The organism is Hydrogenoanaerobacterium sp. (assembly GCF_032017025.1).
Taxonomy (GTDB): domain Bacteria; phylum Bacillota; class Clostridia; order Oscillospirales; family Ruminococcaceae; genus Hydrogenoanaerobacterium.
This window is the reverse complement of sequence record NZ_DALZQO010000002.1, coordinates 74,912-98,862: the sequence shown is the minus strand read 5'-3', so window position 1 is coordinate 98,862 and position 23,951 is coordinate 74,912. Positions and strand designations below refer to the sequence as shown.

28 protein-coding genes and 1 riboswitch are annotated in these 23,951 nt (G+C 47.0%); of the genes, 9 read left to right on the top strand and 19 right to left on the bottom strand.

The genetic code is table 11. From position 1 onward, the window contains the following. Positions 1-49 precede the first annotated feature (49 nt). Positions 50-147: riboswitch (NiCo riboswitch) on the bottom strand. 214 nt (positions 148-361) lie between these two features. Continuing rightward, positions 362-727 carry a helix-turn-helix transcriptional regulator gene (locus tag RTV33_RS02300; RefSeq protein WP_312641130.1) on the bottom strand — a complete coding sequence of 122 codons (366 nt, stop codon included), beginning with the start codon at positions 725-727 and terminating at the stop codon, positions 362-364. Positions 728-962: 235 nt separating this feature from the next. On the opposite strand from RTV33_RS02300, the gene RTV33_RS02295 reads away from it, so the two are divergent. From RTV33_RS02295 to RTV33_RS15635, 3 genes are all read left to right on the top strand, one after another. After that, positions 963-1,940, top strand: coding sequence for a recombinase family protein (locus RTV33_RS02295; protein ID WP_312641128.1), 978 nt, complete (start codon positions 963-965; stop codon positions 1,938-1,940). Between the two features lie 1,227 nt (positions 1,941-3,167). After that, the gene (locus RTV33_RS15640) at positions 3,168-3,524 is read left to right on the top strand and encodes a DUF6551 family protein (protein ID WP_396327210.1); all 357 of its coding nucleotides are present in this window, start codon (positions 3,168-3,170) and stop codon (positions 3,522-3,524) included. Beyond that, positions 3,485-3,883 carry a hypothetical protein gene (locus tag RTV33_RS15635; protein ID WP_396327204.1) on the top strand — a complete coding sequence of 133 codons (399 nt, stop codon included), beginning with the start codon at positions 3,485-3,487 and terminating at the stop codon, positions 3,881-3,883. Before RTV33_RS15640 ends, RTV33_RS15635 begins: the two co-directional genes overlap by 40 nt. A gap of 270 nt (positions 3,884-4,153) precedes the next feature. Here RTV33_RS15635 and RTV33_RS02285 read toward each other — a convergent pair whose 3' ends face one another. The 13 genes from RTV33_RS02285 to RTV33_RS02230 all read right to left on the bottom strand — a co-directional run bounded on the left by RTV33_RS02285 (position 4,154) and on the right by RTV33_RS02230 (position 14,610). Continuing rightward, entirely contained in the window at positions 4,154-5,497 is a 1,344-nt protein-coding gene (locus RTV33_RS02285; protein ID WP_312641126.1) for a UbiD family decarboxylase, read from the bottom strand. Positions 5,498-5,507: 10 nt separating this feature from the next. After that, positions 5,508-5,888, bottom strand: a complete 381-nt coding sequence (locus RTV33_RS02280) for a hypothetical protein (RefSeq protein WP_312641124.1) — start codon at positions 5,886-5,888, stop codon at positions 5,508-5,510. Beyond that, a complete protein-coding gene (locus tag RTV33_RS02275; RefSeq protein WP_312641122.1) occupies positions 5,888-6,475 on the bottom strand; it encodes a UbiX family flavin prenyltransferase in 588 nt (195 codons plus the stop codon). The genes RTV33_RS02280 and RTV33_RS02275 overlap by 1 nt, the downstream gene beginning before the upstream one ends. 97 nt (positions 6,476-6,572) lie before the next feature. Further along, complete coding sequence (locus RTV33_RS02270) at positions 6,573-7,229, bottom strand: acetate--CoA ligase family protein (RefSeq protein ID WP_312641120.1); 657 nt, start codon at positions 7,227-7,229, stop codon at positions 6,573-6,575. Then, positions 7,222-8,649: a CoA-binding protein gene (locus RTV33_RS02265; RefSeq protein WP_312641118.1), complete on the bottom strand. Its 1,428-nt coding sequence runs from the start codon at positions 8,647-8,649 to the stop codon at positions 7,222-7,224. The genes RTV33_RS02270 and RTV33_RS02265 overlap by 8 nt, the downstream gene beginning before the upstream one ends. Next, the gene (locus tag RTV33_RS02260; protein ID WP_312641117.1) at positions 8,640-9,428 is read right to left on the bottom strand and encodes a thiamine pyrophosphate-dependent enzyme; all 789 of its coding nucleotides are present in this window, start codon (positions 9,426-9,428) and stop codon (positions 8,640-8,642) included. The genes RTV33_RS02265 and RTV33_RS02260 overlap by 10 nt, the downstream gene beginning before the upstream one ends. Positions 9,429-9,498: 70 nt before the next feature. Further along, positions 9,499-10,695 (bottom strand): transketolase C-terminal domain-containing protein, encoded by a 1,197-nt coding sequence (locus tag RTV33_RS02255; RefSeq protein WP_312641114.1) that lies wholly within the window; start codon positions 10,693-10,695, stop codon positions 9,499-9,501. Then, positions 10,695-11,006: a 4Fe-4S binding protein gene (locus RTV33_RS02250; protein WP_312641112.1), complete on the bottom strand. Its 312-nt coding sequence runs from the start codon at positions 11,004-11,006 to the stop codon at positions 10,695-10,697. The genes RTV33_RS02255 and RTV33_RS02250 overlap by 1 nt, the downstream gene beginning before the upstream one ends. Then, a complete protein-coding gene (locus RTV33_RS02245; protein ID WP_312641110.1) occupies positions 10,969-11,499 on the bottom strand; it encodes a 2-oxoacid:acceptor oxidoreductase family protein in 531 nt (176 codons plus the stop codon). Before RTV33_RS02245 ends, RTV33_RS02250 begins: the two co-directional genes overlap by 38 nt. A gap of 34 nt (positions 11,500-11,533) precedes the next feature. Continuing rightward, a complete protein-coding gene (locus tag RTV33_RS02240; RefSeq protein WP_312641108.1) occupies positions 11,534-12,001 on the bottom strand; it encodes an Lrp/AsnC family transcriptional regulator in 468 nt (155 codons plus the stop codon). Between the two features lie 113 nt (positions 12,002-12,114). Next, on the bottom strand, positions 12,115-13,539 hold the full coding sequence (locus RTV33_RS02235) for a DASS family sodium-coupled anion symporter (RefSeq protein WP_312641106.1): 1,425 nt from the start codon (positions 13,537-13,539) through the stop codon (positions 12,115-12,117). A 432-nt stretch (positions 13,540-13,971) separates the two neighbouring features. Then, entirely contained in the window at positions 13,972-14,118 is a 147-nt protein-coding gene (locus RTV33_RS15630) for a transposase (RefSeq protein ID WP_396327209.1), read from the bottom strand. 300 nt (positions 14,119-14,418) lie between these two features. Continuing rightward, on the bottom strand, positions 14,419-14,610 hold the full coding sequence (locus RTV33_RS02230) for a hypothetical protein (protein WP_312641104.1): 192 nt from the start codon (positions 14,608-14,610) through the stop codon (positions 14,419-14,421). Between the two features lie 156 nt (positions 14,611-14,766). On the opposite strand from RTV33_RS02230, the gene RTV33_RS02225 reads away from it, so the two are divergent. The 4 genes from RTV33_RS02225 to RTV33_RS02210 all read left to right on the top strand — a co-directional run bounded on the left by RTV33_RS02225 (position 14,767) and on the right by RTV33_RS02210 (position 17,309). Continuing rightward, positions 14,767-15,228, top strand: coding sequence for a MarR family transcriptional regulator (locus RTV33_RS02225; RefSeq protein WP_312641102.1), 462 nt, complete (start codon positions 14,767-14,769; stop codon positions 15,226-15,228). After that, a complete protein-coding gene (locus tag RTV33_RS02220; RefSeq protein ID WP_312641100.1) occupies positions 15,221-15,718 on the top strand; it encodes a flavodoxin domain-containing protein in 498 nt (165 codons plus the stop codon). The genes RTV33_RS02225 and RTV33_RS02220 overlap by 8 nt, the downstream gene beginning before the upstream one ends. Positions 15,719-15,830: 112 nt before the next feature. Next, positions 15,831-15,995 carry a hypothetical protein gene (locus RTV33_RS02215; protein ID WP_312641098.1) on the top strand — a complete coding sequence of 55 codons (165 nt, stop codon included), beginning with the start codon at positions 15,831-15,833 and terminating at the stop codon, positions 15,993-15,995. Between the two features lie 291 nt (positions 15,996-16,286). Continuing rightward, entirely contained in the window at positions 16,287-17,309 is a 1,023-nt protein-coding gene (locus tag RTV33_RS02210) for a beta-propeller fold lactonase family protein (RefSeq protein WP_312641096.1), read from the top strand. Positions 17,310-17,730: 421 nt separating this feature from the next. Here RTV33_RS02210 and RTV33_RS02205 read toward each other — a convergent pair whose 3' ends face one another. Continuing rightward, complete coding sequence (locus RTV33_RS02205; RefSeq protein ID WP_312641094.1) at positions 17,731-17,862, bottom strand: hypothetical protein; 132 nt, start codon at positions 17,860-17,862, stop codon at positions 17,731-17,733. A gap of 92 nt (positions 17,863-17,954) precedes the next feature. Between RTV33_RS02205 and RTV33_RS02200 the strand changes: the two genes are divergently transcribed. Both RTV33_RS02200 and RTV33_RS02195 read left to right on the top strand, forming a co-directional pair. Then, entirely contained in the window at positions 17,955-18,770 is an 816-nt protein-coding gene (locus RTV33_RS02200; RefSeq protein WP_312641092.1) for a PfkB family carbohydrate kinase, read from the top strand. Between the two features lie 150 nt (positions 18,771-18,920). Continuing rightward, the gene (locus RTV33_RS02195) at positions 18,921-19,703 is read left to right on the top strand and encodes a GntR family transcriptional regulator (protein WP_312641089.1); all 783 of its coding nucleotides are present in this window, start codon (positions 18,921-18,923) and stop codon (positions 19,701-19,703) included. Between the two features lie 530 nt (positions 19,704-20,233). On the opposite strand, the gene eda is transcribed toward RTV33_RS02195, so the two are convergent. The 4 genes from eda to RTV33_RS02175 all read right to left on the bottom strand — a co-directional run bounded on the left by eda (position 20,234) and on the right by RTV33_RS02175 (position 23,949). Next, complete coding sequence (gene eda, locus RTV33_RS02190) at positions 20,234-21,196, bottom strand: bifunctional 4-hydroxy-2-oxoglutarate aldolase/2-dehydro-3-deoxy-phosphogluconate aldolase (protein WP_312641087.1); 963 nt, start codon at positions 21,194-21,196, stop codon at positions 20,234-20,236. Between the two features lie 22 nt (positions 21,197-21,218). Further along, positions 21,219-22,166 carry a sugar kinase gene (locus tag RTV33_RS02185; protein ID WP_312641085.1) on the bottom strand — a complete coding sequence of 316 codons (948 nt, stop codon included), beginning with the start codon at positions 22,164-22,166 and terminating at the stop codon, positions 21,219-21,221. A 157-nt stretch (positions 22,167-22,323) separates the two neighbouring features. Further along, positions 22,324-22,962 (bottom strand): RpiB/LacA/LacB family sugar-phosphate isomerase, encoded by a 639-nt coding sequence (locus tag RTV33_RS02180; RefSeq protein WP_312641083.1) that lies wholly within the window; start codon positions 22,960-22,962, stop codon positions 22,324-22,326. A 60-nt stretch (positions 22,963-23,022) separates the two neighbouring features. Next, positions 23,023-23,949 carry a transketolase family protein gene (locus RTV33_RS02175; protein ID WP_312641081.1) on the bottom strand — a complete coding sequence of 309 codons (927 nt, stop codon included), beginning with the start codon at positions 23,947-23,949 and terminating at the stop codon, positions 23,023-23,025. Between the last annotated feature and the right edge of the window lie 2 nt (positions 23,950-23,951).

Genomic DNA, 23,951 nt, shown 5'->3' with positions numbered 1-23,951 from the left:
AAGTCGGCTGCTCCGTCAGGGTATAAAAAAACACACCTGCGGAACATACCACTGTCCCACAGATGTGTCGATACTCCATCTGCTGCCGCCTGCAAAAGCGGCCCGGCCCCACGCCCTTTCGGGCATCGCCTGCTCAGTTTGTACTGTTGATCTTGCATCCCGTATCGGAATGTAATGCAGTGCAAAGAGATTGTATTAAATTATATGCAGCTATGGGCGATTTGTCAACTGACATTTTGAAGGATTGTGACTAATACATTCTTTTATTATTAACGATACTATCTATTATCATTAGATAGAGGTGACAATATGGACAATAAATTTATTTGTGATAGAATCAGTGAGTTGCGTGTGCAGAAAATTATAGCCAATTGTCTTTATGCTGGAGGCACTTATTCTTTCGAATGCTCATCTTAGTTGCAACGGCAATTTCGTAAATCATTCTTTTTTCATAACTGGTACAGTCCTCTACAAGCTGTATCAGTTCTGTCTTATATTCTGCAGGATCGTTTTCCTGATTACCGTTTAACAGCTGATCTACTGTTATTCCAAGAGCATCCGCAATCCTTATCAGTGTTTCTAAACTTGCGTGCTTTTTAGCCGTCTCGATATGACTTATGTATGTCATCGACATATCGATCCATTCTGCTAAAACTGCCTGGGAGATTTGCTTTTGCAAACGGATTTCCCTTACCCTTTGGCCGATAATTATAAAATTTAACGCCATAAATTACCCTCCTATTATGTAGAATACTGTCATATTTTACATAATAGGCTATTGCCTGCCATTTCATCTATATCTCCGGTGATTTGTATTGCCAGAAGGTTAACATCTAATAATAATTGAATTATTTTGCTTTGAAAATGAACCACAGGTCTACCTGTTGACCTGTGGTTCATTTTCTTTTTGCCCTATACCTTATATAATTTTTTAAATACCATATTTACAGGAGAGATAGGCAATGAGAGAAAACGAAGCACATCTAACGGACAGTGAAAGCCAAAAAGCACGAATACGTGCACGATATAAAGGAATTGATCTGGAGGAACTTGATATCATCCCAGCTGCACCAAAAGATAATTTCTATGAGGACACAGCTGAAAAGAGAGTGGCCATATATGCACGAGTCTCTACGAATGATCCGCATCAGACATCTTCCTATGAACTTCAAAAAAACCATTATACATATGTTGTCAACTGTCATCCAGGCTGGAATCTAGTCAATATTTATGCTGATGAGGGTATCTCTGGCACATCACTCCAACATCGTGACGCATTCGTAAATATGATAACCGATTGCCAAAATGGAAAAATAGATCTGATTGTCACGAAAACAGTAGCGCGTTTTGCACGAAATATACTGGATTGCATTGGCTGTGTACGTCAGTTGGCCGCCATGCAGCCGCCCGTCGGTGTCTTCTTTGAGACGGAAAATATCTACACCCTTAACAGCGACAGTGAAATGCTTTTATCCTTTATGGCCACAATGGCTCAGGAAGAATCACATAATAAAAGTGAAATTATGAATTCCTCTATCGATATGCGGTTCCGCAGAGGCATCTTCCTGACTCCTCCACTGCTTGGCTATGATCAGGATGAAGAAGGAAATCTTATTATTAACGAAGCCGAAGCCGAAACAGTACGCTTAATCTTCTTCATGTACCTCTATGGATATACATGCGCTCAAATCGCCGATACCTTGACCAAGCTTGGACGCCTCACCAAGAAAAACTATTCATCATGGTCGCCAGGCTCTATTCTGCAGGTTCTGCAGAACGAGCGGCATTGCGGCGATGTCCTTGCACGAAAAACATGGACGCCGAATTACCTTGACCATAAATCCAAGAAAAATAAGCAGGATAGAAATCAGTACCGTAAACGAAAAATTATCATGAAGCCATCATTTCCAGAGATGATTTCATCGCAGTTCAGCGCCTAATCAGCAATGCTCGCTACGGCAATAAGGGAATTCTTCCTGAACTGAAAGTCATCCCTGAAGGTGCCTTAAAGGGTTTTGTATCCGTAAATCCCCGATGGGCGGCCTTTTCTGCTAATGACTACATATCTGCATCTGAGAGTGTTTATGAAAACAGAGATCAGCTGCCAGCAGAGGGGCTTCTGATTAAAGTACAGTCCGGCGATTTTGATCTGTGCGGATTTGAAATTGCACGTTCTCAATTCTTTGACACTGCAAGAAAACTATGCGTCACTTTTTCTGCTGACGGTATTGTATTCAGTACAGAATGCATCCGGAAATTCGAAAAGACACTGTACATAGAAATGCTTATTCATCCAGGCGATCATCTACTCGTAGTCCGCCCTTGCACAAAAGAAACCAGAAATGCTGTGCGCTGCGCGAATCTCAATGAAGGGCAATATTATTCCCGCCCCGTCAGCTGTGCGGCATATATAAAAACACTGTATGATCTTTTCGGCTGGAAATCAGGCTGTAAATATCGTATGAGAGGCATCCACCGACGTAAAGACAATGAGACGGTCGTAATCTTTGATATAAAGGAAACGGAAATATTTATACCGCAGGATACATAAAAACACACTGCATTCCATCGGTGATCCTGAGCATGTATTGCTGCTGGTAAATCCAGAAGAACGAACACTTGCGGTTCTTCGCAGTGACAACTCTGATACACGGGCTCAAAAAATTACACAGACATCACCATCGAATCAAAAATCAATTGAACTGTACAGCCGGTCTCTTGTTAAAAACCTGCGTGATTTGTGCAACTGTTGGCAGGAGAATCAATCATATCGCCTGTATGGCGAAATAATTCCTAATGAAGGAGCAGCTCAGTTTCACATGGACGAATCCGTCCTGATCGATCGGGCTAAATCATAATACCATGGGAGAACAATGTATATATAAATTAAAAATCGACTCATTTTTCAAACAACTGATTCCGCCGCTGCCGACGGAAGGACTTCTGTGCCTGGAAGAAAGTATTATTCGCGATGGATGCCGTGACCCGCTGCTTGTTTGGAACAGCACTATTCCGGATGGCCATAACCGTTATGAAATATGTACAAGCCTTACATTAACCATCCCATCCTGGATCAGCTCTATTAATCGTACCCGTTCTGCGTCCGATTTCAATGATGTCACTGATAATGCGTGCCGTAAGCAGTTGAAAACTTTGATTTACATCAAATCAACCCCGTAAAAGTCAGCCGCCGCAATGGCATTAACTATGTTTTTAATGGCCAGCATACGATAGAAATTATTGCAATCGTATCCGGAACACGCGAAATTCCGGTTTGGTGTATGATTTATAATGATCTGGAATATACCCAGGAGGCAGATATATTTGCGAACCAGTTAAAGTATGTAAAACCGCTGTTGCCCTATGAAATCTTCATGGCAAATGTTGAAGCCGGCAACGATGACCAGCTTATCATCAAATCTCTGGTAGAATCATACGGTTCATTTATTTCAAATAATAAAGTTCCCGGAGGTATTTGTGCGGCTTGGAGTACATTTATCGAAAGTTTGGATTCCACGTGTTAGACCGTACTCTGCGTCTTTGTATTGGAACATGGGAAGGTGACTACAATTCACTTTCTTCAAATATGCTGAAAGGAATTGCTCAGTTGATTGTTGCTTTTGGTGACCTCCTTAAAGACGATATTTTCAAGAAAAAAGTCGGTGTTTTTTTCGCAAAAGACATTGGGCGGACAGCAAGGGAAAGAAAAGCAGGTTCTCTTGGTTATTCCGAATCAATGCTTCTTGCATATAACAAAAAAATGAAAGCTCCGCTAAAGTGGTCAAAATTATATACAGCCAAATCAGCTATGGCTGATGACGGCTATGACACAGCAGAAGATGAAGTCCGCCTTGGCGAAGACGAACCCATAGATAAAAATTGAACAGGAATATGCCAATTGATGTTTCAAAAGTCTTGTACAAAGGTGAATAAATCCCGCCAATAATAGAAGAACAGGCGGTACATTTTGTACCGCCTGCTTCTGCTTTAATGGTTTGCCTCTCCGGTGTTGTCGGAATCACGGTTTCGGGTTCTGTTGATCCCTGCACTTCAATGTTCTGTAAAAATAGCAATCCACAGAAGGATACCGCCCCGGATGCGTTCTCCTAATCGTTGGCCATTTATCTAAGTCATAGGAGCTATAAAATAGCTGTTACTGTATTTGATAATTGCTCAAATCCACATTCTGAAATTCCACGCGGGTATATTTTTCCGCCCGCGGCAGCGGACAGGTGCAGTCGAATCCCATCTTGGCAGCCATTCCATCCTTTACAACAGGGTTCAACTCGTGGCCGAACGCATTGGGAATGATGATAATATCCTTTGCGGGATCACAGCGGGTTACCATCGCCCGTTCCACATCTTCGGTGTCATAAAGATTCACATCACTGTTGACGACGGTTACCATCTGCAAAGCGGGAAAAGCTGCAAATGCAGCCAGAATAGCGTTTTTGGCCATGCCGTTCTGTGGCGGATCCATCTGAAGGATGGCATGATAATGGCTACCGCCATGGCTGAGATACACCTTTTTTAGCCCCGATACCTGCTTGCCTACCGATTGGAAAATACCCGCCTCCGCAGTAAGTCCCACTGAATTCCAGACCTCTTTGCCGGGATGCAGCATATGGATCACAGGATCTTTCTGCATGGTGATCTCCTTAATCTTCACCACCCACCGGTCATCCTGCGACGCATAGTACCCGCTCACCTCGCCGAACGGTCCTTCCGGCTCGCGGATATGGGGCAGAACTTCCCCTTCCATAATCAACTGGGCATCTGCGATTCCCTCGGGCGCCACCGTGTGGCTGCAGCAGAGGCGCGCCGGCTCTCCCAAAAGGTGGGAAGCAACTGCCAACTCGTCAACCTCAAGCGGCGCGGCTGAGCTGGGCGTGGTTGCTGCCACGTAATAAGCCGGATGTACACCATTGTTGATGGTAATTTCCAGAGCCTCTCCCCGTTCCTGCGCCCGTTCGTAATAATTACGCAGGTGCCGCCCGGTGTCCATCAGGATACCAAGCCGATCCTTTCCAGTCACCATGAGGCGGTGAATCGAGGTGTTTCTCACACCGGTATCCGGGTCTTTCGCAATGATGATGCAGTTGGAGAAATAGGGACCGCCATCCAGTAGCGCCAGCGTGGGAATCGGCAGCTGTGTCAGATCGGGCTGTTTCATCCGTTCCTGCTGCGCGGGCGCGTCTTCCACCACCACAGGTGCCACCGGCGCGGAACTCATGCTTTTTACCGCGTCTGAAAACAGAAACGGCAGCTTTTCCGCAGTGGTGTCAAAAATGGCGGCGAGGTTATCTCGGTTCCACCACATCCCGCTCACCACAGGATATTTCTGGCCTTTCAGCCGATCGAACTGGAGCACCTGTTTTCCTTCCAGTTTGGCACAGATACCAGCCATCTCGTGCTTGAGATCAACCTCTGTTATGACATGCGCCAGCCGCCCCGCCTGTTCGAGCTTATTAAGACATGCTTTTAAATCCATTGCCATCGTATCTTCCTCATTTCATCTTATCTTGGTCTGCCTGTATTCCGATAAGCAGCGTTTCAAAAACCTTTTGTGCATTTTCTTGCAGCCACAGCAGGTCATCATTCCGCGGCTGGTCGATATGGATTCCCATCGTAACACAGACGACACAGTTCAGCTGTTTCGCAGCCGCTATCGCAAATTTGCGTGCAAGCAGATCATCCCGGTGTCCCGGTGCGGTCAGGGTTCCTGCGCTTGCAAGCCCGTTAACAGCCGAAGGCAGGCCGAGCGCACTCGCTCCGATATGCGGCGCCTCTCCCCCATAAATTGCCATAAGCAGATCATTCCCAATAAAGGCAGCCTGGCCAGAGATCTGAAAACGTCCTGTTCCCACGTGGTGCGAAAGAAATTTCATTATGCGCCTTCCTTTCCGGCTGAAACGGTTCCCTTCCATGCTTGAAAACCCTGCGGATGCAGGCCGAACTGCAGCAGCGCCTTGCCGAGCACATGATCCACCTGATCCTCTAGCGTCTGCGGAGTGTTGTAGAAGGTAAGCATCGGGGGAACGATCGTACAGCCCAGCTCGTTTGCCGTGAGCAAATTTCGCAGATGCACCTTCCCCAGCGGCATCTCGCGCGGCACCAGAACAACCCTCCGGTTCTCCTTGAGACATACATCCGCCGCACGCAGCAGCAGATTGTCCGCGTATCCGCAGGCAATCCCGGCCAGAGATTTCATGCTGCACGGTGCGACGATCATTCCATCGGTTATGAAGGAGCCGCTAGCAATCAGCGCGCCCATATTCTGCGGATCATACGAGTAATGCGCAAGAGAGGTCACATCATCAACCGATAGCTCCGTTTCTATCCTCAGGTTGCACACCGCGCTGTCGGTCATGACCAGATGCGTTTCTACTTTTGGGAAAGTCCTAAGGATTTGCAGCAGACGGTAACCAATCCATACGCCACTTGCGCCGGAAATTCCCACAATAATACGCTTCACCGATGCCAGCCTCCTTTTTGAATATAAAACCGGCCGGTACCTGCCGCGGGTCGCCAGTTGCGGCTCGCAGCCAGATCCGGCCGGTTGGTTTGTATTGTTATTCGGTAAGCCCGATTGAAGCATCCAGAATCTGCACCTGATCCTCATAACAGATGATCGGGTTAATATCCAGCTCCTGCACCTCCGGGTGCTCCGCCAGATAGTGGGAAACAGCAGATACGATGGAAGATAATTCCTTCAGATTAACCGGGGTGCGGCCTCTTGCGCCGTCAAGCATCGGAAATCCCTTGATTGAACGAATCATACGCAGTGCTTCCGCCTCGTCGATCGGCGCCATGCGGAACTTGATGTCTTTGAATATCTCGACAAACACGCCGCCGATTCCAAACATCACCACTGGGCCGAACTGCCGATCCTGCAGACCACCGATGATGCATTCGGTACCGTTTGGCACCATGGGGGAGATTAGAATGCCATCAATCACTGCATTGGCGTTATACGCTTTCGCATTGGCCAAAAGCTGGTCATAAGCGTCCTTTACTTCATCGGCGTTCATGATTCCCAGTTTGATTCCCTTGGCTTCGGTTTTATGGATGATCTGGTCGGAGACGATCTTCATGACCACGGGATAACCGTATCCCTCGGCGGCTTCCACCGCCTGCTGCTGCGATGTGGCAAGGGTGAAATCTCCGGTTGGTAAGCCGTAAGCCTGCAGCTTCTTTTTGGATTGGTATTCATTCAGAAACTTAGACATTCTGCAGCCCTCCTGTTTCCTGCTCCTGCAAAAATTTCAGGCGCGATATCACATTTACCATTGCCTTGGCCGCTCTCTGCGGCATCTCAAAGGTCGGGATTCCCGCATTTTCCAGCATACCGCAGGCTTCTCTGACCCAGTTCCCGGCCATGAAACAGGAGTAGACGGGCTTGCCCAGCTCGCGGGCGATCGGCATCTTTTCACAAACCACACGCGCAATCTCATTGGGCACTAGGAAGGTGGGGGGCACGCTGAACAGTAACACCGCGTCAACATTCTCGTCTCGCAGAATTGCTTCAAGCGCATCCGCATGCTGCGGGCCGTCCGCTCCGGCGGTCATATCCACATATCCGTCGGGATGGGAGATTAGTGCCATGGGCGGCAAGATCTCCCGCAGCTTCGCTTTGGTTTCTTCGGAGAAGTGTGCCAGCTGCGCGATTCCGCCCGAATTGCCGATGACATCCATCGAGATGACACCCGGGCCGCCCGCCTCGGTCAGGATGGCGATTCGGTTGCCCTTGGGCATCTGTGCCATCGAAAATGCCTTTGAGGTATCAACCATCTCCTCGATTGTATCTGCACGGATGATGCCTACTTGCTCAAACGTGCCATCAAAAATATTGTCGGAACCGGCCAGCGAGCCGGTGTGAGAAGCGGCCGCCACCGCACCAATATCGCTGCGTCCCACCTTGAGGACGATCATCGGCTTTTTCTTCACGACATCCTTCGCAGTTTCAAAAAAATCACGTGCGTTGGTCATTCCCTCCATATACATAGCGATAACCTCAGTGCTCAGATCGTCCTTGTAATAACGCAGAATCTCCTCGGTGGTAACGTCACTCATGTTGCCGACATGTCCCCACTTGTTAAAGCCCATTGGAACCGGCTGGTCGCACACAAAGCTGAGCAGTGAAGCGCCGACCGAGCCGCTTTGTGAGATAACACTCATGCCACCCGGACGCTGCGCAATATCCGCCGCGAAGGTGGTGTCAAGATGATTCTCGGTGTTCATTACACCGACGCAGTTGGGCCCGATCACCCGAATACCGGCGCGTTTTGCGATCTCGAGCATCTTGCGTTCCATTTCGATGTTTTCCGGAATTTTTGTCTCGCTAAAGCCGGACGCCATGACGATGGCAGCTTTGACATCGCCGCGCTTTTCTGCCTGCTCAAAAATCTCCACGCAACCCTTGGCCGGAATGGAAATTTCGATCAGCTCCACCGGCTCGGGAATGTCTAGCAGCGATTTGTAGACGGGTTGGCCTAAAATTTCGGTCTCCTTGGGGTTAACGAAAAACACCTTTCCCTCAAACCCCAGCCGAATCATATTGTTAGCAACCTGGCAGCCCGCTTTGTAGATGTTGTTGGACGCGCCAATAATTGCAATGCTTTTGGGATAATAAAAGCTATCTAAAGACATTCAATCTCCCCCAGTTTCATTAGAGTTTCATATCGTTTTTTCGCCGCTTCGGTGATGGACGCGATCGTCTCGGGATTAATACGGTTAAACCTTTTCTGCATTCCGATATAAGTCGAGACTGCACCCCAGTCGGTCGGTTTTTGATTGATGGTAATCTTTCCGTCTTCCCGCTCAAACTGCAGCCACATACCGCATTTAACTGCCAGCTTAGCGACCTGAATCGCCTGCTCGGTTGGGAATTTCCAGCCGGACGGACAAGGCGTCATGATATGTATAAAGCTTGGCCCGTCCTTCGCGGCCGCTTTCGCGATCTTGCGCTTTAGATCTTTCATATTGGCGACAGAAGCGGTGGCCTGATAGGCCAGCGGCGTGTGCAGCAGCATAAAGTCAATATCTTTGGCCACTTCCTTTTTGCCGGTGGGGGTCGTTTTTGTCGCAGCACCCAGTGTGGTCGCGCTTGAACGCTGGTTTCCGGTGTTCATATACGCCTCATTGTTATAGCAGATAAACAGTGCCTTGTGGCCGCGCTCAATAGCGCCGGAAAGCGCTTGCAGACCAATGTCGAAGGTACCTCCGTCGCCGGCAAGCCCCATCACAGTAACATCATTTTTACCCTGAATTTTAAGCGCCTCTGATACGCCCGACGCAAACGCGGGCAGACTCATAAGAACGGTCTGAACAGAAGGGATACCCCATCCAGTTTCATCGCCGCTTCCGGTTAAAATTGCTGAACAGCTGGGCGGCGTCATGGTGATGGTTTTTGGTCCCAGCACCTCCATGGCCGCGCGTCCGATCAGTTCCAGCGGACACCCCTGACAAGTGGTTAATCCTTTGCTTAACAGATCCAGCTCAGGCATTCTCAGCACCTTCTTCCTTTAAGTCAATCCAGATGGGATTACAACAAGGCACACCCTGCGCCGACAGTTCTTCTGCCTTCGCAAATACATCTTCTACCGTTTTCTCCCAGATATCGCGTCCACCTAATCCAGCGACAAAATTATAGGTGTTGGCGTTGTTGCCGCTCATCTTCATGCAGGCCAGCACCTCTTCAAACAGCGGACCAAACGAGCCCATTGCGGAAACACGGTCGATTACCGCCACATTTTTAATGCCTTTCAGTGCGTTTGCCATTTCCTCCTTGGGGAACGGGCGAAACGCTACTACACGCACTATGCCGACCTTTTTGCCCTGTGCACGCAACTCGCGCACCACATGCTGCACGGTTCCGGCCATCGAGCCCATACAGACGATTACCGTGTCGGCATCTTGTGTGGTATCGCACATGACGCGGCCGTAGCTGCGTCCGAACACCTGTGCAAATTCCGCGAACCGTTCGTCCAGCACAGCAGCTGAGGCTTCCATCCCCTGCGCCTGCGAATGCTTCAGTTCGGTAAAGATAGCCGGAGAAGTAAGGTTATCCATCGCGTAAGGATAATCGGTGTCTAGATGTAAGTTAACTGGCTGGAAGGTACCAATAAAACGCTCGGCTTCCTCCGGGTCAGGCACATCCACCGGTTCGGTCAGGTGAGAGCAGAAAAATCCGTCAATATCTACCATAGTAGGGGTCAGCGAGCGCTCGTCCTCGCTGGTGCGGTAGGCGATCATTATAAAGTCCAGCGCTTCCTGCGGGCTTTTGGCAAACAGCTGAATCCAGCCTTGATCTCGCTGGGTCATGATGTCCGAATGGTCGCACCACAGGCACATCGGGCCGGGGATTGCGCGGCTGACGACCGCCATTACCACCGGCAAACGAGAGGCAGAGGTGACGCCGGTGACCTCGTGCATCAGCGCGAGGCCGTGGGATGCGCTGGCGGTAAAGGTACGTACACCGGTGGAAGCCGCACCGATCACAGCGCTGAGCGCCGAATGTTCCGATTCCACGTTGATGTAGGTCGCGTCGTACTGCTTGGTATCAATCAGGGAGGAGATCGTCTCTACAATTGGGGTCTGCGGGGTGATGGGATAGGCGGCGACCAACTGCACCTTAGAGCGCATAACTCCATAGGCGATGGCGGCGTTGCCGTCAAGCGCTTTTATCGTTCCCATTACTTCTTCTCCTCCTTATAATCAGATTCAAGAACAAAATCAATCGTTTTCTTGGGACACTCCACCGTACAGATGCCGCAACCTTTACAGTAGGTGTAGTCGATGACCATTTTGCCATCCCGCTTTTCCACAACGCCGCAGGGGCAATATTCCGCACAGATGCCGCACAAAATGCAACCTTCCTGCCGGATAACAGGGCGGCGATAACGCCAGGTTCCGGTTTTTACATCGGAAATTTTAATAGAGTAGGGACCCACCAACTTGGGATGGTTTTCAAGCATTTTCATACGCTGCTTTACAAGTTCTTGCATTCAATTCCCCTGCCTTTCCTGGAATTCTCATTTGAATCGCTTTGGTTAGGCTTTCAATGGAAACACAGCCCGTGGCCTTAGCCAAAGCACCCAACATCGCCATATTCGGCGGAACCTCGCCCACCATCTCATGGGTGATTTTATCCGCATCTACGAATACGAGGGTGGAGAAGTTCTCATGCTCCAGACATTTTTCAGGGGAGTTTGCCACCAGAACGGAATTCGGGCGAATCCCTTCGGTGACATTAATACCCAGATCGCCCAAGCTGGGGTCAAAGCAAACCACGCAATTCGGATGGTAAACATAAGATTTGACGTCGATCGTGGTATCCGCAATGCGTGCGTAAGTATAGACGGGCGCGCCCTTTCTTTCCTGCCCGTAAGAGGGGATAGCCTGTCCGAATTTCCCCTCCAAGATCGCGGCATTAATTAGTATTTTCGCGGCGGTGACAGCGCCCTGTCCCCCGCGGGAATAAAACTTAAATTCCCACATTTGTTTATTTGCCTCCTTACAAGGAGATCAACTTCTAATCTCCGTCACTGTATCTGGCAAGGTAGGAATTGGTTTTGTACTGTCTGATGAGGATATGTGACTGAATACTTTTGACGCCGTCGATGGAATAGATATTCTCCTCCAGATATTGAGAGAGATTTCCGATGCTGTCGATGTAAGCGTGTACATGAAGTCCGGTCAGCCCGGTATGCTGCGAAACGATGGCGATTTCTTTCATTTCTACCAGTTGTCTCGCAACACTGTGTAGCTTGTTCGGCTCCACCTCGACATCCAAAAAGATGGATGCAAATTTCTGATATGCTTTGGCGTCGATCACAACAGTAAATCCGCGGATGATGCCGCTTTTCTTCATGCCGATGATCCGCTCCCGGACAGCTACCCGAGACAGGTGAACCTGCTCGGCGATGTCCGAATAGGAGCTTCTGCCGTCCGCTTTCAAAATCTCTAAAATCTCGTAATCTGTTTTATCCATCTGATACATTGAGATACCCCTCTTTCATATGAACACTGGTTTCGCCCAGATTAAGTATCTACAGTATACCTTTCTTCATCAGCAAAAAGCAATTCTCCTTACCTTTGTCTTGTAGTTTTCGATTAACCAAGCAATCCCATTCCCGCAACCATTGTAATCCACAGGGTGCTGACAACAATATATCCAACCGTAATGATCACGCCGCTTCCCATCATGTCCTTAATCCTCCAGTAACCACCCGAATAGGTGGTGTAACAGGTGGGGTCGATGGGGATCAGCATCAGCATGCTGGTGGACATACACACCGGCATAGCAACCACAATGGGATTGAGCCCTAACTCGATTGCCAGCGCCCCCACCACTGGCAGACAGAGTCCGACCAGAGAGACGCCCTGCGGCATGGGATAGTGTCCGACCGCCATCATAATATTGATCACCAGCAGCAGCACCATCAGCCCCATTCCGGCCACTTCGGATAGGAACAGATTCGCCAGAATACCGCTCAGCCATTCACCCGAACCCAGATTGGAGACCACGGCTGCGAGTGCAGTGGCCGCACCGCAGATTAAAACGGTCGACCAGTCGATGTTTCCGTTAATCTCTTTCCAGTCCACCATATCCATTCCCGGCATAGACATTACAAAGATGCCCGCCCACGCGGTCATATACATATTGATACCAGTGTATTTTGGAATGAACCAAAGAATCACCATAACGATAAAAACAATCGTGAACTTCAGCTCTCTTCCACGCATAGGGCCAATGCTTTTTCTGTCCTCTTTCAGAGCATCCAAGCCCTTAACTACATCAATTTCTGATTTGTAAAACGCAGTCAGAAACAGCCATGCCAAAACGGTGCTTACAATCGCTACCGGAACGCCGACCACCGACCATTGGGTAAACGTAATCTCCACCCCGCAGATGCTTTTCAGCAGCGACATGGTGATTGCGTTCATGCCGCTTCCGGCGGGTGTTCCAATTCCGCCCAGGGCGGATGCAATTGGAATCCCCAACATCAATGCTCGCCCATACTTGGATTGCCCCGGCACGCAGCCGTTTTGCTCCAAAAGGGGTGCACAGATGCCGAAAAAGATGAGTGCGGTCGGAATATCAGCCAAGAACATTGAGACGATACAGGTGCCCAGCATAACGCTGAGCAGTACCATGTTCGCTTTGTTTCCCAGTAGCGGCAGTATGTAGAGGGAAATACGCTTGCCCAGCCCGGCTTTGGTAAAAATCTGGCCGATAATCATAGCCGCTAGCAGGAAGAATACACCGGTACCGGAGAATCCGGACAGAATCTTTTCCTGACTCTCCACCCCCATCCATGCCGCAAAAAACAGCACAAACACAGAGGTAACCGCCATCGGAACGGCTTCGGTCAGCCAAAGGAAAACTGCTACGAATAGAACCAGAAATCCATCCCAGCTTGCCTGGTCCAGCCCACTGGGCACAAAATTGTGCATGATTGCAAACCCGCCAAAAATCAGGATCAAATAGATAATTCGCTTGAGATTCATCACCTTGGGAGTAGTTTTTGTTATCATTGTTATGACCCCCTATCTTATATTTGGGTGCCTTTTTGTTTGTTCCGCTGTTATGTGCGGTGCCTTGAAAGAATGCGCGGTCCTTTCAAAACGTCACCTTGAAACTTTAAAACCCGATATCGCGACATTTGGATTTAGTGTTATCAGTATAGCATATCAATCTCTTTCATTGTGGATGCAATCTGTGCAAAAAAACAACAAAACGAATTTAGAGGAAAATTCACCAGACTGTATAGACTACTTGATCGCGATATATCCATTTCTTACAAAACAAGAAGGTTTTATAAAAGGAAATACCAGCAGATATGCTGTTTATTTGTACTTCATGCTGTTTCACATATAAAAGAAGTTGCAGTCAAAACTTCCGCTTCGGAATCTTCGGGTGTGTAAGAATGTGATTTAGGGGTACACTCGTAATATATTTGCTACATATCAAAGGTGTTGCAAAATGGTTATTGCATAAATAGCTTGGTGTATGGATGGGGCAATGCCAACAAAGGTAGCTAGCTTTTTCAGCTCTGGGAATCGGGATATATCACCAATTTTGCCGAGAATCGAAACACCCAAAACTTTCCCCACTTGAATAAATGGCACAAAAGCAGCTGTAGAGCTAATATGTGCTATTAAGCACTTGGCTTAAATCTACAGCAGTAATTCTTCCACTGTAGCAAGCACTGTAACCTGCTGATCTCATCTCCCTTAAATAGTTTATACAGGTTAATGTAAACATGTTTGATCCCAAATTTTCGCCACGTAGAGGAAACAACATCACCTTGCCGTTTTACTTTTTATACGCATATTATTGTTTATGCTGCCTCCTCTGTATGTCTATATTGAAATTATCGTAGTAGATAATCTCTCCCACTAAAATCTTTATCCTTAAGCTGGATAATAATTTCCGGTAAGGCCTCCCTCGGTCTGGCTATCTACCACCCATTGGCTGCCCATACCTTCGCATCCGTTTTCTTTTGCGTAGCTGTATACTGCATCCTTTAAATCGGGGCGTGTGGGCATAAATGTACAGGTCACGGCACGCACGACAAGCTTTTTGCGGTGGTGCAAAATTTTCAAATCGCCTTCGAACTGAAAGTTGTAACCCTTTCGGTATGCCTTTTCCTCCTAGGAAGCGTCAATTCTATTTTTTTCTATATAGTTATTGACAAAGGCTGCATATAGGTAATATAATACCTATATAGGGAATATATTACTTATCATGGAGGGGCGCCGGTGTACGATTTTGATACGATGGATAAAAGACTAATAGTATTTGGGTATCTGTTTCGCGTTGCTAATCGTCTTCAAAGCAAAATGGATTCGCAGATGAAAGACCTAACTGCCAAGCAATGGTTTGTAATTTTGGTATTGGGATTATTTGAGCAGCCACCCACGCTAAAACAACTTGCAGCAGCTTGCGATACTTCTCACCAAAACACAAAGCAACTTGTTGTGAAGCTGGCCGAAAAAGGCTTTGTGACAGTCCATAACGACGAGAAAGACGGCAGAGCCATGCGGATAACAGCAAGCGATCAATGCGAGCAGTGGGACAAAGATAATGAACAAATTGCAACGCAGTTTATTGACAGCATGTTCTCTGGCATGAGCATGGATGAAATTACTGATTTAAGCGGTTCGTTAATGAAAATATTTGAGAATTTAGATAACATAAACGGAGGGACAGCGAATGCCTAAAAAGATTTTAGTGGCGTACACATCAAAGTACGGCTCAACTCGCAAGTATGCTGAATGGATTGCTTCGGCACTGAATGCAGATTTATTTGCAGCTCAAACGGTTAAACCAAAAATTCTAAGTCAATACGATGCAGGTGGTATCGCAGGTGTAAAACTGGTTACTCAAAATCCCTGTAAAAACCATATTGTATTTACCGTTGGATTAGCCGATCCCAACTCAACAGACTACAGTGCAATCATAAACAAAAACTTTACGCCGGAGCTTTTCGCAAAAACGAAATTTTTTCATCTACGCGGGGGGATAGACTACAAAAAACTTGGTCCTGTCCATAAAGTCATGATGGCTATGATGAAAGGTATGATTCAAAGAAAGCCTGAATCTGAGCGAGAAGCTGATGACAAAGAGTTTCTCGATACTTATAATTCAAAAGTGAATTTTGAAGATAAGCGAACCATAGATTCGATAATCGCCTATGTGAAGGGCTTATAAAAAGGGGCTACTCAGTACGGGGCAACCGCGTCATCATAGTCTTTTTAATTTGTGCCCTACCCTGTAGCCGCTGTCATCAACCCCGAGGGATTATCAGCACAAATTGCATCACATGACGGCTACACTTATGTATAAATGTGGCCGGATCGATATCCGATCTCTGCGAAAAATTCTCGGCCATGAAAGCATTGAGGCAATAGAAATATATACACATGTAGATGACGGTCAGTTGCAGGCTGCAGTTAATGCAAATTCTTTAGCCATGATGTTCAGCTGAGCATCATGGCTAGTCCTTTTTAACATTATAGAAAATCAATCTACTACAGCTAATGCTCATTTTGTTCTTCATAAGTTTGATTAGAGTTATCTAAGCTCATGTATATTACATAGGTATACGAGTATATCAGCGTCCAAGCCAGCTATTGATATATCTCCGATATAATAACCTCTGCCGCGAATCCATAAAATTTATTTTTTAGAATGTATTAGGGTGTCATGGTTAGACACTATCGAATAATATGACTATAGTTAATCATTTTAATAAATATAATATAAAGGTGGAGATGGAATGGTATTTTCCATGTCAAATGCAGTAAATAACAGCATTGTTGCTATTAAGCGAGATATGACGGGAATGCTATCCGATGCTGAAGTCTATATGACACATGGTAATGGTACTGGCGAACCAACTGTAGATCCTTTAGGGTCTCAAGGATCGGTTATCCTATCAGGCGATGGTCGCTTTTTATTTGCTGTAAATGCAGGTAGCAATAATATCAGCAGCTTCCTTGTGCAACAAGACAGACTTATGCTCGTTGATGTAGCCTATTCTGGGGGAATCCGTCCAAACAGTCTTGCCGCAATTGACAATTTTCTTTATGTGACCAATTCCGGTGATGCTACCCACCCTTCCAATGTAACCGGTTTTCAGGTAAGCGCAGATGGTCATCTAAGCCAGATAAGTGGTGGGACTATGCCACTGAGCGCAGCGAATGCTGGCCCCGCATGTGTTGTTATCAGCAATTTGGGGCATAAGCTCGTTGTCAGTGAAAAGACAACCAATGCTCTCAGCATCTATCAAGTACAAAGTGATGGCACATTATTGAGTCTGAAAATATACCGTTCTATCGGTACAGTCCCCTTTGGCTCTGCTTTCCTCAATAATAATCTTTTGTTCGTCAGTGAAGCAGGTCCCAATGCTTTGTCATCTTATAATGTTGCAGCAGACGGAGTTCTCACTGTTATCAGTGGTTCTGTATTAAATCATCAAAAGGCGACCTGTTGGGTTTCAGTTGATTCAAAGGGAAAACGCGCATATACATCAAACGCAGGCAGCGGGACAATAACAAATTACTTAATTAGTAATGACGGAAGTCTCACTGTTGATGGAAGTATTCCAAGTACTCGGCAAGGAACAGGCGCTCCACTGGATAGCGCAATTGATAGATCGGGCCAAAATTTTTATGTTCTAAATGGCAATGAAGGCTCAATAAGCGTATTTGAAACTAGGAATGGGCATTTATCTCTATTGCAGGTCTATAAGGATACAAAACTACCACAGGTAGGCGCTCAAGGACTGGCCGTATTATAGCAATTTATTAATTTTCGGCACATACAAAATTATTGCTCTTAGGCACATCTCGAATAAATGAGTTCATCTTCGACTTATTTAGGTGATGAGATAAATAATATAGGTAAAAATCTAATACTGTCTAAGTTTTAAGCGTGAATAAACATATCCGGCATTAAAAATAGCATACTAAATACGGAAAAGTGTGTAATATTGAGTAACATACGGTAAATTAAGATCAAGATGAAAAAAGATAGATGAGATAAGCTCGCCTATCTTTTTTTGTTATGTGCAACAGCATATAATCTGTTTCGTAATCGTTAAAACACTGATTTGAGATGAGAGGATGACCAGCCTTGTCCAATACACATGCTGTTCCCATAGCAGCCGCATAACTATTTTGAGGAATACCTTTTATCTATGCCACGTAACAAATTATAAACTACTTGCCCAATAGTAGCACAAGCTCCTGCAAAAACAAGTGTTTTCCACCATGCAAAGCCACTACGATTCCTAAAAACCAACCAACTGAAATCGTTGTCAGTGCGACCAAACCCTTAACTAGTGTTTTCATAAAAAGTCCCCTTGCACGTTCGATTATGCAAAGCATTTTTTAAGTATGATACAGTAACGGCAACACAGATAATCGAAAGGCAGGAAATCATTATGAAAATGATCGCAGTTGGAGATAATGTAACGGATTGCTATATTGACCAAAAAATATACTATCCCGGAGGTAACGCAGTAAATGTGGCGGTAAACTGCAAGCGCAACGGATTTGATGAGGTTGCTTATATCGGCGTGTTCGGCAACGATGAGAACGCTACCCATATCAAATGGGCACTCGACCAAGAGCAGGTCAGGTACAATCATTCGAGAACTATTTGCGCACAAAGTGGAAAGCCGGAGGTTTCTCTCAATGAGGAAGGCGACCGTATATTTATAGGAGGACCCAAAAATACCGCGCAGCATATTGTACGCCTCCTTCTCACGCCGGAAGATCTCCTCTACATCCAAGGCTTTGACGTATGCCATACAAGCTGTTTTTCCAGTATTGAGCCGGAGCTTGCCAAGATGCAGAAGCACTGTCAGATTTCATTTGATTTTTCGGAGAGAAAAGATATAAATTATTTAAAAACTGTTTGCCCGCATATTCGTTTCGCCTTTTTTTCAGGCTCGGACATGACAGAAAACGAGGTGTACGCTTTAATGGATACCTGTCACCAGCTTGGCACTGAAATCGTTGGTGTAACACAAGGTAAACAGGGTGCAGTGTTTTCCCACCAGGGAGTACGTTTTCATCAAGGCATTAAGGATACTACGGTTGTAGATACTATGGGTGCGGGGGACAGCTTTATTGCCGGGTTTCTTACTGAGTTTGTCCGCAGTGAGAAAATGACTCAAGCACTGGATTTTGCAGCAGAATGCTCCGCAAAAACCTGCACTTTCTATGGTGGCTTCGGGTATCCCCATCAAATGTAGAACAAGCCTACAAAAAGGTTTTCAATTACCATAATCTGTGTATTTCTTCATTGACAAACGATAAGAATATGTTAAGCTAAGAATAGAAATTGGTAGCCGTTGCTATTACAATATTGTAAAATTATAAACGTCTTGTCAAAGGAGACCACTATGCTAGAAGCTAACCATGCGACTCCACTTTATGAACAACTTCAAATAGCCATTAAAAATGATATTATGAGCGGAGTCTATTCTCTTGGCGAACGAATGCCGAGCGAAGCAGAGTTGGGAGAGCATTATGGTATCAGCCGGATTACGGTTCGGCGCGCTGTTCAAGAGCTGGAAAAAGAAGGCATGCTAGAACGCAAACAAGGGAAAGGTACTTTCGTAAAACATAGTAAATTCGAGAATAAAATAGATTCTATTTTAGGATTCACTGACACATTGAACCGGATGGGGCGTAAAGTAGTCCGAGTGATTCACTCAAAGAAGATTGTTCCTGCAGAAGACTGGGTTGCTGATGCACTAAAGATTGAAAAGGATTCTTCCATCATAGAGTTGAAACGCACCATGTATGACGACAATCAGCCAATCCTGTACGATGAGTGCTATTATCCGTGTGAACGCTTTCCTGGAATGTTTGATATGATAAGTGAAAATATCTCTACCTATCAACTGATTAAAGAGGTATATGGTGTGCACTTACCTCGTGCCCATAAACGCTTTAACGTAGAAATTGCTGATGTGATGGTCAGCCAGCGTTTACACTGTTCACCAGGTGATCCGCTGTTTTCCATTTTTAAGCTCACTTTTGATGAAAAAGACAAGCCAGTTCAGATTTCCAAAAGTTTGGTACTTGCTAGCCGGGCGACCTATATTTTAGAAGTTGATGAACGGAAGAAAACTTCTTCTCTGCATTTACAAATGAAAGAGAGCAATAGTAACTTGGATTGAAGTACCAAAAACGGACAGAGACAAAAGGGGTCTCCTATCGTAGAATCGAAACTATGATAGGAGGCCCTTGCTATGCATAGACAAAAAGGAACGGCTCATACGTCCCAAAGCATTATAGCTAAAATTGCGGAGCGACACCGTCAAGGAATTACAATTAAGCAGCTATTGTAAGAATACGGTAAATCATTCAAAATGATAAAAAACCTGTGTACAAGAGAAGGCAATAAAGTACGAGGAAGAGAAGCTCATCTGCTACCGAAGATATGCGGATAAAAACCAGCGGCTATATTGCAGGAATACAAATATGAGACCAAGCGGTTAAAGATAATAGAAAACTAATAAATTGCTTTAAAGGGTTTGTCTATCTTTGTGTGCATTATGATTTTAGTTAAACAGCAAAAACTCAAATCTTTTTCAGGCACGCTCTAATAATATACCTTCTTGTTCAACTAAAAAATAAGCCGGCACCGCCTTGTTGCGGTGCCGGCTTATTTAATCGAGTGGCTCCGTATTAAAGAGTGTCAATTAGCCTATTTGCAGCGAAGATGCAGTGCAAATCCGCCTACCTCTTCTTTAAAGTAGATGGCAATCAACTTACCTGCCGCGCCGCGCACTGCGGTGCTGTGGTCGATCTCCACGCCGTTGCGCTCAAAATAAGCGACTGCACGGTCAATATCGTTGGTTTGAATGGCAATATGCCCCATTGCACCGAGGAATTTACCCTTAACCACTTCGGCTGTGCTGCCCGCAAAATAGGCGCCTGGGAACTCCTTCACCTCTTGGAGGAAGAGGTCGCCCAAACGGTGTGCCACCGTGCAGGCATCGTCTGCATCCTTGGTGTTGATACCGACGTGAAGCAACTGGAAGCCCATCTGTTTTTTCACCGTCTCTTTACACAGGGCGGTAATCTCATCCCATTTCTTAGAAGCAACCAGCTTGTAGGGGGCCATAAAGCTGCCGCCAACTGCAATTACGTTAGGCAGCGAAAGGTAATCGTTCATGTTATCGGCCGAAACACCGCCAGTAGGCATAAACTTAATGCCCGCATAGGGGCCTGCCAGGGACTCTAATGTTTTTATGCCGCCATATGCTTCTGCGGGGAAGAATTTGCAGATCGAAAGGCCAAAACCCATTGCCTGCTCCACTTCTGCCGGTGATATAACACCGGGCACCACGTCGACTTTATTGTCTACACACCAGCCCACAACCTCGGGGTTGAAGCCGGGGGTAACTACAAACTTAGCACCGGCAATGACGGCCTCTTTTGCCTGCTGCACCGTATGTACCGTACCTGCGCCCACAAGCACTTCGGGTACCTCTTTGGCAATCTTCTCTATGATTTCTTTTGCCGCCGCAGTACGAAAGGTGACCTCTGCCACCGGTATGCCGCCGGCCTCCAGAGCTTTTGCAAACGGCACCGCGTCTGCGGCATCCTCTAGCACGATAAGCGGCACAAAACCGATATCACTTATTTTTTTCATATTATCTGTCATCAAATAATCCTCCTTTTTGCCCTTACAGCGTCTGTAGACCCATAAATTTGGCAAGCGCTTCACGGCCTGGCAGGCCGTCGTTGTCGCCACGGCTCATCACCTGAATCGCGCCTACCGCGTTGCCGCGAAGCACCGCATCCTTCAGTTTTTTACCTTCCATCAATGCACTGATGGTGCCAGCCGCGAAGCCGTCACCCGCGCCAACGGTATCGATTACTTTTTCGACCTTAAAGCCCGGCACCATGATACGCTCTGCTGCAGTTGCAACAAATGCCCCCTTGCTGCCCACTTTGGTTACAACTGCCTTTGCACCGAGACGCAGATAGAAGTCACTGATGGCCTCAGGGTCACGGCTACCGCAAAGAATTTCACCCTCTGCTTCACCGGGAAATACAATGTCTGCTTTTGCAGCCAGCTTGTTAATCACTTCAACCATCTTCTCTTTGCTCTCCCAGAGCTGAGGGCGCAGATTTGGGTCAAACGAAACAGACAGACCGTTTTCACGCGCCTTTTCCACAAGGTAGAAAGTCGCCTCACGGGTGGACGGGGTGAGTGCGGGGAGAATACCGGTCAGATGTAAAAAGCTGTAGTTGCTGAAATCCACTGCGTCCACATCCTCTTTCGAAAGGGTGGAAGCCGCGGAATTTTTACGAAAATAGAAGATTTCAGGATCGCCCTCGCTTACCATGCTCTTAAGCATAAAGCCGGTCGAGCGTTCATTCGAATAACGAACAAACTCGCTACCAATCTTGTTTTGGCCCAGCACGCTAACAATCAACTTACCGAATGGGTCGTTGCCGAGCTTTGTGAGATAGGTAACGCCGTGCTCAAGCCGAGCAAGCCCCACCGCTACATTGAACTCTGCCCCTGCAACAGCCAGTGAATAGCCTGTTACCTGCTCCAGCGCGCCCTCGCTCTGTGCAATAAACAGCCCCATCGGCTCGCCTACCAGCATAACTCCTTTTGACATATACAACACATTCTTTCTATGGTTTTATAGCTTTTTCAGTAACGAATTAAAAAACAGGCGTTGGCGACCGCCGTGCAAACGGCTTTCCCAAACCAATATCGTACAAGGCGAAAGCGGGTTTTTAAACCCGCTTTCTTTTGCTGATAATCCGGCTCAATTAGCCAACGATGGTTTTAACATAAGCCGCAAGAGCCTCGTCTTTGCAGTTTGCAAAGAACAGCTCTTTGAACTGTGCACCACCCAGTGCACCTTTCAGCAGCTCTTGATCAATACCTTTGAGGCAGGTGATGAGATCCTTGAAGTTGTTGGCACGTACTACGTCAAGAATTTGTTTGTTTTGGCGCTCTACCTGCTGCTTCTCTTTTGGGTAGCCGCCGCCGCTCTCACAACCAAACAGTTTTTCAAAAACATATTCGAGGTTGCACTCGGCGCCCCACCCAAAGCCCTTGGCAAAAGGCATAGAAATAGCGTTACCGTCGTTGATCTGAGCAAACATAAAGGCATCGCTCGGGTCGACAACAAGGCCGCAGACTACGCCGGGGAAGCTGTTGAGGGCAATCATAGCGCCTTCACCGGTGCCGCAGCCGGTAATAACATAGTCCGCCGCACCGCTGTTGAGCAGTACTGCTGCCAGAATACCGTTCTGTACATAGGTGAGCCATTCTTTATCTTGCGCGGTGTACATACCGTAGTTGTATACGGTGTGACCCATCGGCTCTACTACTTTCTTCAGTACACTGCAAATCAGCTCATTTTTAGATGCCTGACTGTTTTCATTAATTAATGCAATTTTCATGGTAATATCTCCTTATTTATACCCTGCCATGCTTATAAAGGCGCCGACAAGGATTATTTGTTACAATATGGTACGGATGCTGTTCAGCACTGAATTGGTATCAAGGCCGTATTCAATCAGCAGATCCTCCGGCTTACCAGACTGGCCGAACCTGTCTTGCACGCCAATTTTTTTGAAGGTAAAATCGCCTTTGCCAATCAGCACGTCGGCGACTGCATCGCCTAGCCCGCCAATGACGCTGTGCTCTTCGATAGTGACTACCTTTTTGCAGTGTTTTGCATGTTTCAGCACACACTCCGCATCGATGGGCTTAATGGTATGCACGTTGATTACCGCGACCGACACGCCTGATTTTTCCAGTTCATCGGCGCACTCAAGTGCAGTGCCCACCATAATGCCGCAGGCAAACAGCACAACATCGTTGCCCTCGCGCAGCACATTTGCCTTGCCGATTTCAAACGGCATTTCATGTTCGAATACAGGTGTAGCGAGGCGCGCAAGCCGTAAATAAGCGGGTCCCTTCATTTCAGCCACCGCGTTTACCGCACGGCGGGTCTCGTTTGCGTCACAGGGGACGATCACGGTCATGCCGGGGATCACGCGCATCAGCGCGATATCCTCGATGGCCTGATGGCTGCCGCCGTCCTCACCAAGGGTAACGCCCGCGTGAGTCATACCGAATTTAACATTGAAATTGGGGTACGCCACGCTGTTGCGCACCTGCTCGTAGGCACGCCCTGCGCCAAACACTGCAAAGGTGCTGCAGAATGGGACATAACCCATGGTGGAAAGGCCGGCTGCCATCGATACCATGTTTGCTTCGGCAATGCCGGAATTAAAAAAACGTTCGGGATATTTTTCTGCAAATCCCTGGGTCATGGTTGCGTGGGCGAGGTCAGCATCCAGCACCACAATTTTATCGTTTCTGCCGCCGAGTTCTACCAGTGCTTCACCGTAGGCGGCGCGTATTGCTTTTACTTTACTCATTG

Excerpts from the sequence above, each read along its gene's own strand:
- RTV33_RS02300 (WP_312641130.1), bottom strand. The coding sequence starts at position 727 with ATGGCGTTAAATTTTATAATTATCGGCCAAAGGGTAAGGGAAATCCGT.
- RTV33_RS02295 (WP_312641128.1), top strand. The coding sequence starts at position 963 with ATGAGAGAAAACGAAGCACATCTAACGGACAGTGAAAGCCAAAAAGCA.
- RTV33_RS02285 (WP_312641126.1), bottom strand. The coding sequence starts at position 5,497 with ATGGCAATGGATTTAAAAGCATGTCTTAATAAGCTCGAACAGGCGGGG.
- RTV33_RS02280 (WP_312641124.1), bottom strand. The coding sequence starts at position 5,888 with ATGAAATTTCTTTCGCACCACGTGGGAACAGGACGTTTTCAGATCTCT.
- RTV33_RS02270 (WP_312641120.1), bottom strand. The coding sequence starts at position 7,229 with ATGTCTAAGTTTCTGAATGAATACCAATCCAAAAAGAAGCTGCAGGCT.
- RTV33_RS02265 (WP_312641118.1), bottom strand. The coding sequence starts at position 8,649 with ATGTCTTTAGATAGCTTTTATTATCCCAAAAGCATTGCAATTATTGGC.
- RTV33_RS02260 (WP_312641117.1), bottom strand. The coding sequence starts at position 9,428 with ATGGAGGTGCTGGGACCAAAAACCATCACCATGACGCCGCCCAGCTGT.
- RTV33_RS02255 (WP_312641114.1), bottom strand. The coding sequence starts at position 10,695 with ATGGGAACGATAAAAGCGCTTGACGGCAACGCCGCCATCGCCTATGGA.
- RTV33_RS02250 (WP_312641112.1), bottom strand. The coding sequence starts at position 11,006 with ATGCAAGAACTTGTAAAGCAGCGTATGAAAATGCTTGAAAACCATCCC.
- RTV33_RS02245 (WP_312641110.1), bottom strand. The coding sequence starts at position 11,499 with ATGTGGGAATTTAAGTTTTATTCCCGCGGGGGACAGGGCGCTGTCACC.
- RTV33_RS02240 (WP_312641108.1), bottom strand. The coding sequence starts at position 12,001 with ATGTATCAGATGGATAAAACAGATTACGAGATTTTAGAGATTTTGAAA.
- RTV33_RS02235 (WP_312641106.1), bottom strand. The coding sequence starts at position 13,539 with ATGATAACAAAAACTACTCCCAAGGTGATGAATCTCAAGCGAATTATC.
- RTV33_RS02220 (WP_312641100.1), top strand. The coding sequence starts at position 15,221 with ATGCCTAAAAAGATTTTAGTGGCGTACACATCAAAGTACGGCTCAACT.
- RTV33_RS02215 (WP_312641098.1), top strand. The coding sequence starts at position 15,831 with ATGACGGCTACACTTATGTATAAATGTGGCCGGATCGATATCCGATCT.
- RTV33_RS02210 (WP_312641096.1), top strand. The coding sequence starts at position 16,287 with ATGGTATTTTCCATGTCAAATGCAGTAAATAACAGCATTGTTGCTATT.
- RTV33_RS02205 (WP_312641094.1), bottom strand. The coding sequence starts at position 17,862 with ATGAAAACACTAGTTAAGGGTTTGGTCGCACTGACAACGATTTCAGTT.
- RTV33_RS02200 (WP_312641092.1), top strand. The coding sequence starts at position 17,955 with ATGAAAATGATCGCAGTTGGAGATAATGTAACGGATTGCTATATTGAC.
- RTV33_RS02195 (WP_312641089.1), top strand. The coding sequence starts at position 18,921 with ATGCTAGAAGCTAACCATGCGACTCCACTTTATGAACAACTTCAAATA.
- eda (WP_312641087.1), bottom strand. The coding sequence starts at position 21,196 with ATGACAGATAATATGAAAAAAATAAGTGATATCGGTTTTGTGCCGCTT.
- RTV33_RS02185 (WP_312641085.1), bottom strand. The coding sequence starts at position 22,166 with ATGTCAAAAGGAGTTATGCTGGTAGGCGAGCCGATGGGGCTGTTTATT.
- RTV33_RS02180 (WP_312641083.1), bottom strand. The coding sequence starts at position 22,962 with ATGAAAATTGCATTAATTAATGAAAACAGTCAGGCATCTAAAAATGAG.
- RTV33_RS02175 (WP_312641081.1), bottom strand. The coding sequence starts at position 23,949 with ATGAGTAAAGTAAAAGCAATACGCGCCGCCTACGGTGAAGCACTGGTA.